This is a genomic window from Microcoleus sp. Z1_B2 (assembly GCF_036700325.1).
Classification (GTDB): domain Bacteria; phylum Cyanobacteriota; class Cyanobacteriia; order Cyanobacteriales; family Microcoleaceae; genus Microcoleus.
Map to the genome: position 1 here is coordinate 41070 of NZ_JAUBOQ010000012.1, position 12391 is coordinate 53460.

The following is a 12391-nucleotide window of genomic DNA, read 5'->3' on the forward strand; positions in this document are numbered from 1 at the left end:
TCAGTTAAATATCAGTTCCAAACTATCAAATGTCTGACTAATGACTAATAATACTCGGTTGCCTTTAGGAGAATAAAATTATGCTGCCAGAACAACTACAGCGGATCATCGGCTACTTTATCGAAGAAGCCACAGAACACATCCAAATTATCGAACCAGGCTTGCAATATCTGCAAAACACCCTGCCAGATCCCCAAAGAATACACCAGCTCATCCGAGCCTCGCACTCGATTAAAGCGGGAGCAGCTATGCTCGGATTTAGCAGCATTCAGCGCATTGCTCATCGGTTGGAGGATTATTTAAAGCTGCTCAGAGAATGTCCGATCGCCATTGATAGCAGACTACAATCGCTCTTAACCGAAGTTTTTGATATTTTAGCAGCCCTCGTGTCCAAGGTTTCTAAGGGTTTTGGGCTCAACCACGAAGACGCCAGCCAAATGCTCTCCCTCGCCGAATCGGTTTTTGACGAACTCGACGCTTACCTGAGAGTGCGAATTCCCACTCGCCTGACGGTGAGAGCTACTACGGACGAACATATTCACGTTTTCTCCGGTTACTGCACCTCCCTGGGCGAATTTTCCTCGGCTATTGCTTCGCGCGTCGGTTTGCTCGGAGGCACTATTACCCGCCACGATCGGGATAGCCAGGGGATACGCCTTTGTATTGACATTTACCTGCCACCTTACACCAGGATCGAAAACATCCGCCAAGCTGTCGAACTCTCCGGCGCTATTATCGGGAATGTTCAGACGCAGCGCGACTTTTCGCTGCTGGCGACTGGAGATTATCCGCTTTACCAAAGTGCGATCGAACCTCCCGCAATTTGCATCGGATGCCGCTACTATTACGGCAGAAGCGACGGGGGCTACCTGCTCAACTGCACGATCCATCCCCGCGGCCCGGAAACAGATGATTGTCGCGATCGCGAACCGGAATAACCGCTGAAAACTCAGCCCTCGGAAGCACGATTTGCCTCTCGAAAAAATCTTCGGAAACCCATATTTTCCCTGATTTTTTTCACATTACCCCCTGCCATTTTTTTTAAGTTTTTAGACAACTACATCCTTCTTCCTTCGGAAATATCCCCTAACAACTGATACCGCAACTCGAATTAATTGCATCATGCTTGCAGGATGAGCGATCGCCCAGACATTGATTGTCAGACAAGTGATTGCCATAACTAGCAAGATGTATGTCGGAGGCATTACTACCCCGATCGCGAACCAGGTAAAAACGTGAAATATCATTGCTGTAGCCCAAAGGCTGGCGACAACCACAGACGCCCAAATTTGCATTCGAGGTCGGTTTAGTCCTGTCAAAATCGCTGTCTGCAAAGTAGTCAGCAAGTTTGCCGGAACTAAAAAGGCACAGATAGCTATGCAGTAGGTATGAGAAAATTCAGTAACTGTATTGAAGTCGAGCATCAGTCTAAATGTCTGGCCTGTTGGGTATACTTAAAGAGCTTAGCGTGACTTGACTTTCATATCTTGTCACCCTTACCTTAACTTAATATTTCAGTAAGTAGGCCGCTCTGGAGACGCATTTCTCTCCCCCTTTTCCAGCAGGGAAAATTTTACCACAAATATTAAAGTTTTGGAAAATTATTAAACATACTTGAAGAATCGCAACAATTGCTATGATAATTAACATCGGGAAGCGATAGTATATAGGAGCCAAGTCGGTAAAATTTATAGAAAGCTGAGGCTGGTCTCACAGCAACAAATACTGCAGGCTGATTTTCGACTAAATCTTTTTTGATTCGCTGATGATCGGATGATTGATTCTTGATTGATTCTCAGTGTCCGTCCAGGGATCGATCCGTTATGCGATCGAACAATATGAGATTATCATAGAAAAGCCACTTGGCTCTCAAATCTCAAATCATTAGAACCCTCTCGACATTTTACAGCGGAAGACAAAGAAAATGGATCTACAAATCACAATTCCCGCACTCGAAGAAGTTGACTTGACAAACTGCGACAGAGAACAGATTCACATATCGGGGCTGATTCAGCCACACGGGGTGCTACTTGTTGTACGAGAACCTGAACTAGAAATACTGCAAGTCAGTGAAAATACGCAAGATTTGTTAGGAGTAGAGCCCGAAAGTGCGATCGGTCGAAATTTGAGCTTATTCTTCAATAGAGTTCAACTCAAAAAACTCAAGCTTTGTTTGTGTAATGAAAACTTAAAAACCGTTAATCCCATTAAACTCTCTGTCATAAACAAAGGTAAATATTTAGAATTTGACTGCATCCTCCACCGAGTAGAAGAAGTATTGATGGTCGAGTTGGAATTGGCCACCAGCCCAGAAAATCTTTCAGTTTTTAGTTTTTATCATTCAGTGAGATCTACTATCAGCAAAATTCAAAGCGCCAAAAATCTCAAAGAATTATCTCAAATAACTGTAGAAGAAGTCAGAAAAATATCGGGTTTTGATAGAGTTATGGTCTATCAATTTGACCACGAAGGCAACGGCGCTGTAATCGCTGAAGACAAAGCAGAAATGCTGAGTCCTTTCTTAGGATTAAACTACCCAAGTTCAGATATTCCCAAACAAGCCCGACAACTGTATGCGTTAAATTGGCTGAGGTTAATCCCAGATATTAATTATCAACCAGTCCCCCTTGTTTCAGGAAATAATGCTCTCACGACCCAGCCGCGAGACCTGAGTTTCAGCGTATTGAGAAGCGTTTCTCCCATTCACATAGAATACCTGCAAAATATGGGCGTTGCAGCTTCGATGTCAATCTCGTTAATCAAAGACAAAAAACTGTGGGGATTGATTGCTTGCCACAACTATACACCAAAATACCTCAACTATGAATTGCGCGCCGCCTGCGAATTTATCGGGCAAGTAATGTCCTTAGAACTGCAATCAAAAGAAGGAAACGAAGACTACGACTACAAACTACACTTAAAATCCATTCAAACCAAGATTTTTGAAGACATATCCACGTCCGACAACTTGTCAGAAGTGTTAGTTAAATGTCAGCAGAATTTGCTAGAAGCAGTCAACGCCCAGGGAGCCGCAATAGTATTTGGAGACAAGTGCTATCAAGTAGGGCAAACACCTCAAGGAGAAGCGCTCAAATACTTAACTAATTGGGTGCAAAATAACCTCAAACAAGAAATTTTTTATACGGACTCGCTCACCAAATGCTATCCAGAAGCTGAGGAATTTAAAGACACAGCCAGCGGGTGTTTGGCCATAGCAATATCTCCGACTCAGAAAATATACGTTTTGTGGTTTCGCCCGGAAGTAATTAAGACCGTAAATTGGGCGGGCAACCCCAACAAACCAGTGGAAACCGATGAAGATGGCAACCCTCGACTGTCTCCTCGGAAATCCTTCGAGCTGTGGAAAGAAAATGTGAGGTACAAATCGTTGCCTTGGAAACAATGCGAAATAGAAGCTGCATTGGAACTGAAAAAAGCAATGATTAATATAGTGCTGTGTCAAGTCGATAAACTCGAAAAATTAAATACAGCACTAGAAGCATCAGTCGCCAGAGAACGGGAAAAAACTGCTCATTTAAAAACAGCGATGTCCGAGCTGAAGCGGGCGCAGACTCAATTGGTGCAAAGCGAAAGAATGTCAAGCTTGGGACAGTTGGTGGCGGCAGTAGCTTATGAAGTCACTAACCCGATTAACTTCATCTACGGCAATCTTAGCTATGCTAATGAATACAGTCAAAAAATGATCAATTTATTGCAGCTTTACAACCAGCACTATCCGTCGCCTTCGCCAGAAATTGAAGCACAAATAGAAGCAGTAGAATTAGAGTTCATAGTTGAAGACTTACCGAAATTGCTGGGTTCAATGAAAGTAGGAGCTAACCGCATCCGCGAGATAGTTCAGTCGCTGCGAAACTTCTCTAGAATTGACGAAGCAGAGATTAAACCAGTTGACATTCACGACGGATTGGATAGCGCTTTGTTGATTTTGAGTAATCGACTAAAACCGAAGCCCGATCGCCCCGCAATTCATCTCATCAAAGAATATGGTTCTCTGCCTTTTGTTGAGTGTTACCCAGTTCAAATCAACCAAGTATTTATGAATGTACTGGCAAATGCCATTGATGCTCTCGAAGATGCCTTTGTCAACAATAACTTATCGTCGCACGGCGGGGACAAAGAAGAGCCAGTTAAGTACGGACAAATTCGGATTGTGACTGAACTTTGTCCGGGGAAAAAAGCCGTAGCAGTTCGGATCGAGGACAACGGTTGGGGCATGGAAGAAAAAGTGCGCCAGAAAATTTTTGAGCCGTTTTTTACCACAAAACAGGTGGGCAAAGGTGCGGGGATAGGTTTGGCGATTAGCCACGAAATTGTGCTAGAACAACACGGTGGCAAATTGACTTGCATTTCTGCCCCCGGAGAGGGTACCGAGTTGATTATTGAGATTCCCTTGAGCCAAACTCACCCCACACCCATTGTCAAGTGAAAAAAAGTCCGCGCTAGCGAATCTATCCCAAAGGCTAGGAAATCGCCCCAATTCAAAAATCGAAAATTAGATTAAAATACAAAAGCAGCTAAGTAGATTTGAGCCAATTCAGAGGAAGCTAGTATGACTGAAAAAAAAACCGCCCAATGGGATGCCGGCCGGTTTCTCAAAACCTTGGCTTATTTCGGCGTCATTCCCTTCATTGGCAGCATTAGCTGGCTGCAACAACTCTTTGGAAGCAGCAGCAAAACTAAAAAAGACCAACCCAAACTGATACTGGTAGCCGGTGCTACCGGCGGCGTCGGGAAGCGAGTTGTCAAGCGGCTGCAACAGCGGGGATATAGAGTGCGAGCCCTCGTCAGAGATGCTAAAAGAGCAACAGAAATTCTCGGCAAAAATGTCGAATTAGTCGAAGGAGATATCACTCTCCCAGAAACCCTAACACCGCTAGTAACCGAGGGCATAGAAGCAGTTATCTGCTGTACTGGCACCAAAGTTCAACCAGTAGAAGGAGACACTCCAACGCGGGAAAAATATTATCAAGGCATCAAATTTTATATGCCGGAAGTTGTGGATGTTCCCGAAATAGTCGAATACAAAGGCCTCAATAATTTAGTGCAAGCCGTTCGCCGCCAGCTAATTAAAGCAGGCGAAAAAATAATTTTTGACTTCACAAAACCCAGCCAAGATTTAAAAGAAACTTGGGGTGCGCTAGACGATATCGTGATGGGCGGCACTAGCGAAAGTTCGATCGTACTTACAGACAATACAGCTATCTTCACAGGCAATGTTTCTACTGCCAACTCGGGCGGCTTTGCTTCGGTGCGTACCCGCAACTTCGATCCTCCCCTCAATCTCGCAGGATTTAGCGGTCTCCAACTACGTGTCAAAGGAGACGGCAAGCGCTACAAATTGATTGTTCGCAGCGAAGCTAAATGGGATGGAATTGGCTATTGCTATTCGTTTGATACTGTTTACAATATCTGGATTACTATCACTGTTCCCTTTGATGAGTTAATCCCAGTATTCCGCGCCAAAACTGTCAAAGATGGCTCTAAATTTGATGCCAGCACTATTTTTTCTTTTCAGTTAATGTTGAGCAAGTTTGAATATGATGGCGCGCTCAACCCGAAATTTACACCGGGTATTTTTCAACTGGAGTTAGAATCTATTAAAGCTGATGGGGGACAGACTTTGCCGCGATTTGTGATGGTGAGTTCGGCAGGAGTTACCCGCCCTGGCCGACCGGGAATTAACTTGGAAGAAGAACCGCCTGCTGTCAGGATGAATGATATGTTGGGGGGGATTTTGACTTGGAAGTTGAAAGGGGAGGATTGCGTGCGATCGAGCGGCATACCTTATACTGTTGTCAGACCTTGCGCTTTGACAGAAGAAGCGGGAGGCAAAGCTTTAATATTTGAGCAAGGAGACAATATTAGGGGCAAAGTCAGTCGGGAAGATATTGCAGAATTGTGCGTGGAGGCTTTGGAACAACCGCAAGCTTGCAACGTTACTTTTGAGGTGAAAGAGGGGGAAAATGGCAGTTCTCCCGGAGACTGGCAGGGTTTGTTTTCTGGAGTTAAATAACAATTGTTTGTAGAGGCTGATTAGTTTGTTACCCCTTGATTACTCGGCGGTTGAAACCGCGTCTACACAAACGAAGTCTGCCTCCGCAGACTAAGAAATAACTGGTTCCTAGGCTCAGCCTGGGAACCAGTTATAACCAATAACTAATAACTAATAACTAATAATTAATTTATGTCTGTTACTTTTTCCCGACGAAAACTGACTCCTTATTTGTTTTTGCTTCCGGCTTTATTTATTTTGAGTTTGACTGTTTTGTGGCCGGCGGTGCAAGCTTTTTATTTGAGTTTTACCAACTACGAATATGATTTGACTCAAATGCCGCAGTGGGTGGGGTTGAAGAATTTTGAGAGGTTGTGGGGCGATCGAGTATTTTGGCAAACTTTGACGAATACGCTGCTGTATCTCACCTGCGTTGTGCCTGTATTGGTTGTTCTACCGTTGGGAATGGCGATTTTGTGCAACCAAAAACTTAAGGGGATGAACTGGTTTCGTGCAGCCTACTACACGCCGGCGGTGATTTCCATGGTTGTCGCCGGGATTGCTTGGAAGTGGCTGTTTGCTGAGACTGGACTGCTGAATCAGTTGGGGGAATTGTTGGGTTTACCTCCTGTTTCTTGGCTGGCTAATCCGAAGTTAGCAATCTTTAGCGTCATGGCAGTTACTATCTGGAAAGGATTGGGCTATTACATGGTAATTTATTTGGCAGGGCTGCAAGCTATTCCGGCAGAACTTTATGAGGCGGCTGCTATTGATGGTTCTGATGGTTTGGGAAAGCACTGGGATATTACTGTGCCGCTGATGAAGCCGTATTTAGTTTTGGTTGCGGTAATTTCGGCGATTTCTGCTACTAAGGTTTTTGAAGAAGTTTATATTATGACTCAGGGCGGCCCTCGCAATAATTCTAAGACTGTTGTTTATTATCTTTACGAACGGGCTTTTAAGGATTTGGAAATTGGCTATGCTTGTACGATCGGGCTGGTTTTGTTTTTGCTAATTTTGGGTTTGTCGATTTTGCAAGTTAGTCTTCAGGGTTTGACTCGCAATGATTAAGATTGGTGACTGATTGGTAGTGAGTGAGATATTGCAACATTCTGATCTCAAGAACAGGCAAGATGCCTGTTCCACAATACATCACATCTTAAAAACAGGCAAGATGCCTGTTCCACAATACATCACATCTTAAAAACAGGCAAGATGCCTGTTTCACAATACATGAAATTTCTTGTGGGGTGTCCCGCCCTTCTAATTTATACTAATTTTAGACTTGAATCTCAAAGTAATGCGATCGCTCACGGTTTTGGGCAGGTCTTATTGGTGAAATCACAGGTATAAATATAGGGTTTCTGCCAGTTAAGAGGAATTTCTAATAAATCCCTGGTTCCGGTCATTCCCTGTCCCAGAAAGAGCAGCACGGCGATCGAGTTCAAGATGACATGGATAGTGCGCCAGCGATTTGAACGGTCTTTGTAAATGTCTTCAATGATGGCAAGGGAAAAAACCATAATTAGCGCAGCGGCGATGCCAATGTAGTAGTGAGACCAATACCATTCATTGGTTCGCCGATAAACGCCATCCTGAGTGCCAAGAATCACCAAACCCGTACCTGTTAGGGTCGAAAATATGCCGCGCCATAAAGCGGGTGTCGCTCGATATAGCATGACCAAAGAACCCACAGTTGCAACAAACATCAGCACAATGAAAATGACCTGAAACGAGTTTTTGCTCCAAACATCCTTGCTCAAAATATGCTCAAAAATCGGGTAGGCTAGACCCACCAACGTCACTCCTACCACAGAACCTGACAGAATTCGACCTGCTTTGACGTGTTCTGAACCGACTACAGGTGGAATTTTGCTCTTGGTGTCGATCGCAATTTGCTTGCGACGCTGCATAGTTTGCCACGCCATATTGAGAACAACACCAAGCATAGGAAAAACAATCGCTACAGCTAAAATAGGATGCAGCAAACCCAGAAAATCTTTAAATTCCATAGATCACCTTTTTCTTGAGGAGAGTTGGCTTCATTAACCCGGTTTTTGCGATACATAATATCATATCCGGCGATCTAAGCACAGGAATTTGGTAGTCAGGACTAATAGTAATTGTTCATCGGCATAGATACAACTGAAGTCCTGACTACCAACACGCTTTATGAAGGATAAGTCACCCAATATTTTGCTCGCTCAGAAAATATAGCAGTTGTCAATTGTGTGAGGTACAGCTTGTTAAGGAATGAGAACTAAATAACTTCCACTCTTGAAAGTGGGATGGGCGTCCCGCCCGTCCAAAACGGACGGACGGGACGCCCATCCCACAAACTTGTGGAAGTTATTTAATTCTCATTCCTTAGCGGAACAGTTCTTTGTTATTCAGAATAGCAGGCCAATTTTTGTTTCCTGAAGCAATGTGACCAGGAATATCCCCCATCCACTGTGCTTGTACTTTCTTGTCGTAGTTGAGATAAAGCTTCCCATTAACGATTTTCCAGGCGTCAGGCTGAGTGACAACAAGATGCCCTTCACTGGTTCCCTGGGCGCAATATCCACCGTATTGAGGAGCATACTTTTCAGGATTTTTAGCAAACATATCACGGTTTGCTGCATTAGCAAACATCCAAGTTGTTCCACCCCAATTATGTTTAAATTGGCTAACTCCCATAACTAATTTGCTTTGGGTGAAATAGGCTACAACATCCTGACCATCAAGAGCCACACCTTTTTCGGTGTAAAATTCAGGATGAACGGTTGCTGTGCTGCTTTTGCCCGCACAAGGATGGGCTTTACCCGCACAAGGATTGGCTTTACCCGCACAAGGATTGGCTTTACCAGCACAAGGATTGGCTTTACCCGCACAAGGATTGGATTGTGCAACCTTGGATGAAACCGTTGTAGAGTTTGAGTTTGTTGATGCCTTGAAGTTGCCGTAGCTAACATTAGTTGTTACCAAACCGAGAATGGCGGCAATGGCGATCGTAGTAATGTATTTTACTTTCATGTGTCTAATTTCCAGATAAATTCTTAGTAATTCCACGCCAGATGTTTGCTTGAGAGTTCTTGCTCTCTGGGAATTATGCTGGCTTGTTGTTGTCCTCAAGCTTTGAGGTTATTTACATTAATGCTCAAGAAAATGAGTGCTAGATGAGGAAGAGATGGATGAGAGATAAAACTCTGAATACTTTATACGTCCCTTTATTCAGCAAAAATTCATCGGGAAATTAGGAACGCATCATCTAGTTACCCGGAATTTCTTATAGAGTGGAGATTAACCCTGACTATCCTTAAGAGTCCTTGATACACTCTTGGCTTAGCAACCGGGTTTCTTGCTAGATATCTGGTTTCTCAACCCAAGATTGCTGATGAGAAACTTAGTAGTGCAGTAATTTAATCGCGAGTTGAGAAATTATGACAGGAAAAGACTGGTTAGTGACTGATGATGGACAGTGCAGTATTTTTGAGGCTACAAGTCAAATTGAAGATTTGACTCATCCCTACCGACTTTACCGCTTTTTAACTGACTTGGAAGATGTATTAGAGCAAATTAGTGATGATTATTTACGACTCCAGGCAATTTGTCCCCTTGTCCGCAGGTTGTTAGATAGTTCTTCCTGGTTTCAAATTGCTCTCCTTGAGCCTGACTCTGAGACAGGCTGGGCCGTACAAACACTGTATGATGAACCATTTTTTCCTCTGACGGTGCAGTTGGTGGCTTGGGCTCCGGGTGCTGTTTCTCCGATTCACAATCATGCCAGTTGGGGACTGGTGGCGCTACTTGATGGACAGGAGAAAAATACTTTTTGGCAGCGATCGCCAACTCGCAAGTTTCCCGATAAAATCACAACAGTGGGCGATATTTTGCTTGCCCCTGGTGACGTTTTGTGCTTAATGCCAGATGCGATTCATCATGTGGAAGCACTGGGAGATCAACCAACCATTAGTTTTAATCTTTATGGTGTAACAGATTACGATCGACGATTTGAGTTTAACCAGATTAAAGGTACTGCGGAAAACTTTTAAGGGTGCATTCTAATGATTTTTTGGAGCTATAGTCCTAGACGCAATCATACCAAATAAACCGGGTTTTTTAGCGAATCTCCTGGCTATAACGAAGGATTTTCGTAAAAAAACCCGGTTTCTGACTGTACAGTGCGTCCAGGAACAATCTAGTTGGAATTTTTCCTAATTTTAATGCTTAAGTCTCCTCGCTACCTGACGATATAATGAAGCTCATTCCCCAATTTATAGTCGCTATCAACCCTCTCACTGGCAAGCGAATTTCCACCTCTTCGCTTCAGTTTCGCCTGACACTGGAATTGCTGGTACTCTCGATTATAGGACTTAGCAGTGTGGCATTTTGGGCCGGCTGGCAAAGGTCGCAAAATTTAGTCGGTGCCCATAAAAAAACCCTGGAATACATTGGAATACGCTTTCCCGAACAGGTTGAGCTTTATAGTGAAATGGGTTCACTAGAAATTGGCTTAACCCGAAGCGTCCATAAAGCTTCCACAGGAGGAATTATGGTGTGGGTGAAGCGAAATGATGGGATGCTTTTGGTGAATTCACCTGATATGGATCTGCAATCTTCTAAGATTACGAAGATGATCTCGTTGACCGAAGTACCTGCTGAGCCTACTTTTGTTCAGGTGGGCGATCGCTACTTGGTGATCTGTAGCAGAACTCTGAGGATTAAAAATGAGTTACTGGGTACGGTATATTTCTCTCAAGATATCACTGATGAGCAACGTCAATTAAATGATGGGATTCGCAGTCTAATTGTTGTCAGTGTTGTGGTAATCTTAGTGTTAATGTTGGCCATCGCCAGTCGCATTCGTCATGCTCTCCATCCTTTGGAACATATGAGTCAGGTAGCTAGCACTTTGTCTGCTGATAATTTGCAGGCGGCAAAACTCCAACTGCATCAGGCTCCTGATGAGATTTTAGGACTAGCACAAACCTTTAATGAGATGTTGTTTCGCTTATCTGGTTCCTGGGAGCAACAACGCCAATTTGTCGGTAATGTTTCCCACGAATTACGCACTCCTCTGACGGTTGTAGTTGGTTATTTACAAAGTTTGCTGCGACGCAGCACTAACTTAAGTGACTATCAGCAACAAGCACTGGAAACAGCCGTTGGGGAAACTGAACGCACGATTCGGATGTTAGAAGATTTGCTGGATTTGGCAAGGGCTGATAGTGGCAACTTGCACTTTCGTTTGAATCCGGTGATGCTGAATACTCTGGTGGCTGAGGTTGCCCAGATGAGTCAAAAAGTTAGCAATCGAAAAATTATTTTCGTGTCAAATGATGAGGATGTTGTAGCCTGTGCGGATCAGGATCGTTTACAACAGGTGTTAATTAACTTAGTCGATAATGCAATCAAGTATTCTGCTCCCGAACAACCAGTTGAGTTAGTATTAGAAAAGAGGGAACAGCAGGTGATGATTCATGTGGGCGATCGCGGAATTGGTATTTCTCTCCCCCATCAAAACCGGATTTTTGAGCGATTTTACCGGGTGGATGAGTCAATGACGCGCTCTAGAGACGGTACAGGGCTGGGATTGGCGATCGCCAAAAGCCTGATCGAAGGCATGGAAGGACGTATTACGCTCCGATCTAAACCGGGAGAAGGTAGTATTTTTACTATCACCTTACCTGTCTGGAATCCGCAGCTATGAGCGATCGCATACTCCTTGTTGAAGATGACCCTAAACTGGCAAAGTTCATCGAATCTGAACTTAGTCTTGAAGGATATCACGTCACTGTCGCCCCAAACGGATTGGATGGATTAACGATCGCTCGTGATGCTCAAGCGGATTTATTAATTTTAGATTGGATGCTTCCCGGCATCTCTGGATTAGACATCTGTTTAAGGTTGCGATCGACTGGTGTTCAAGTACCAATAATTATGCTGACAGCAAAAGATGAAGTACCCGATCGCGTGACGGGATTAAATGCTGGAGCCGATGATTATGTTACTAAGCCTTTCAGTATGGAAGAACTCCTCGCGAGAGTTAAAGCACGTCTGCGCCGATCTCAAGCAAATGACCCGGATAATTTACAATTTGAAGACCTAATATTGAACGGTTTAACCCGTGAAGTTTATCGAGGCAGTCAACTAATTGAACTCACTGCCAAAGAGTTTGATTTGTTAGAATTTATGCTGCAAAATTCCCGTCAAGTCATTACCCGTGACCGAATTTTAGAAAAAGTTTGGGGTTACGATTTTATGGGAGAGTCAAACATTATTGAAGTGTATATCCGTGCGTTACGGATTAAATTAGAAGCAAGTAACTCAAAACGCCTGCTGCATACGGTTCGGGGAGTTGGATATGTGTTGCGAGAGCAAAAGTGAGGAGGGGCG

10 protein-coding genes are annotated in these 12391 nt (G+C 43.9%); 7 read left to right on the top strand and 3 right to left on the bottom strand.

The features are described 5' to 3' along the window. The first annotated feature begins 80 nt into the window (after positions 1 to 80). Complete coding sequence (locus tag QT984_RS09060) at positions 81 to 938, top strand: Hpt domain-containing protein (protein WP_333373817.1); 858 nt, start codon at positions 81 to 83, stop codon at positions 936 to 938. 111 nt (positions 939 to 1049) lie between these two features. On the opposite strand, the gene QT984_RS09065 is transcribed toward QT984_RS09060, so the two are convergent. Then, on the bottom strand, positions 1050 to 1424 hold the full coding sequence (locus QT984_RS09065; RefSeq protein ID WP_333057411.1) for a hypothetical protein: 375 nt from the start codon (positions 1422 to 1424) through the stop codon (positions 1050 to 1052). Between the two features lie 500 nt (positions 1425 to 1924). On the opposite strand from QT984_RS09065, the gene QT984_RS09070 reads away from it, so the two are divergent. The 3 genes from QT984_RS09070 to QT984_RS09080 all read left to right on the top strand — a co-directional run bounded on the left by QT984_RS09070 (position 1925) and on the right by QT984_RS09080 (position 7084). After that, entirely contained in the window at positions 1925 to 4447 is a 2523-nt protein-coding gene (locus tag QT984_RS09070) for an ATP-binding protein (protein WP_333260492.1), read from the top strand. 123 nt (positions 4448 to 4570) lie between these two features. Next, entirely contained in the window at positions 4571 to 6034 is a 1464-nt protein-coding gene (locus tag QT984_RS09075; RefSeq protein WP_333057409.1) for a CIA30 family protein, read from the top strand. A 171-nt stretch (positions 6035 to 6205) separates the two neighbouring features. After that, a complete protein-coding gene (locus QT984_RS09080) occupies positions 6206 to 7084 on the top strand; it encodes a sugar ABC transporter permease (RefSeq protein ID WP_333057408.1) in 879 nt (292 codons plus the stop codon). Between the two features lie 239 nt (positions 7085 to 7323). Here the strand turns inward: QT984_RS09080 and QT984_RS09085 are convergent, their stop codons facing one another. Next, entirely contained in the window at positions 7324 to 8025 is a 702-nt protein-coding gene (locus QT984_RS09085) for a DUF4079 domain-containing protein (RefSeq protein ID WP_333057407.1), read from the bottom strand. 355 nt (positions 8026 to 8380) lie between these two features. After that, complete coding sequence (locus QT984_RS09090) at positions 8381 to 9028, bottom strand: YHS domain-containing (seleno)protein (protein WP_333056108.1); 648 nt, start codon at positions 9026 to 9028, stop codon at positions 8381 to 8383. Between the two features lie 407 nt (positions 9029 to 9435). Between QT984_RS09090 and QT984_RS09095 the strand changes: the two genes are divergently transcribed. The 3 genes from QT984_RS09095 (at position 9436) to QT984_RS09105 (ending at position 12382) form a co-directional block, all read left to right on the top strand. Further along, a complete protein-coding gene (locus tag QT984_RS09095) occupies positions 9436 to 10047 on the top strand; it encodes a cupin (RefSeq protein WP_333056107.1) in 612 nt (203 codons plus the stop codon). A gap of 203 nt (positions 10048 to 10250) precedes the next feature. Then, a complete protein-coding gene (locus tag QT984_RS09100; RefSeq protein WP_333056106.1) occupies positions 10251 to 11705 on the top strand; it encodes a HAMP domain-containing sensor histidine kinase in 1455 nt (484 codons plus the stop codon). Next, positions 11702 to 12382 carry a response regulator transcription factor gene (locus QT984_RS09105; protein WP_333056104.1) on the top strand — a complete coding sequence of 227 codons (681 nt, stop codon included), beginning with the start codon at positions 11702 to 11704 and terminating at the stop codon, positions 12380 to 12382. The genes QT984_RS09100 and QT984_RS09105 overlap by 4 nt, the downstream gene beginning before the upstream one ends. Positions 12383 to 12391: the final 9 nt, after the last annotated feature.

Coding starts and splice junctions, on each gene's coding strand:
- QT984_RS09060 (WP_333373817.1), top strand. CDS start 81: ATGCTGCCAGAACAACTACAGCGGATCATCGGCTACTTTATCGAAGAA.
- QT984_RS09065 (WP_333057411.1), bottom strand. CDS start 1,424: ATGCTCGACTTCAATACAGTTACTGAATTTTCTCATACCTACTGCATA.
- QT984_RS09070 (WP_333260492.1), top strand. CDS start 1,925: ATGGATCTACAAATCACAATTCCCGCACTCGAAGAAGTTGACTTGACA.
- QT984_RS09075 (WP_333057409.1), top strand. CDS start 4,571: ATGACTGAAAAAAAAACCGCCCAATGGGATGCCGGCCGGTTTCTCAAA.
- QT984_RS09080 (WP_333057408.1), top strand. CDS start 6,206: ATGTCTGTTACTTTTTCCCGACGAAAACTGACTCCTTATTTGTTTTTG.
- QT984_RS09085 (WP_333057407.1), bottom strand. CDS start 8,025: ATGGAATTTAAAGATTTTCTGGGTTTGCTGCATCCTATTTTAGCTGTA.
- QT984_RS09090 (WP_333056108.1), bottom strand. CDS start 9,028: ATGAAAGTAAAATACATTACTACGATCGCCATTGCCGCCATTCTCGGT.
- QT984_RS09095 (WP_333056107.1), top strand. CDS start 9,436: ATGACAGGAAAAGACTGGTTAGTGACTGATGATGGACAGTGCAGTATT.
- QT984_RS09100 (WP_333056106.1), top strand. CDS start 10,251: ATGAAGCTCATTCCCCAATTTATAGTCGCTATCAACCCTCTCACTGGC.
- QT984_RS09105 (WP_333056104.1), top strand. CDS start 11,702: ATGAGCGATCGCATACTCCTTGTTGAAGATGACCCTAAACTGGCAAAG.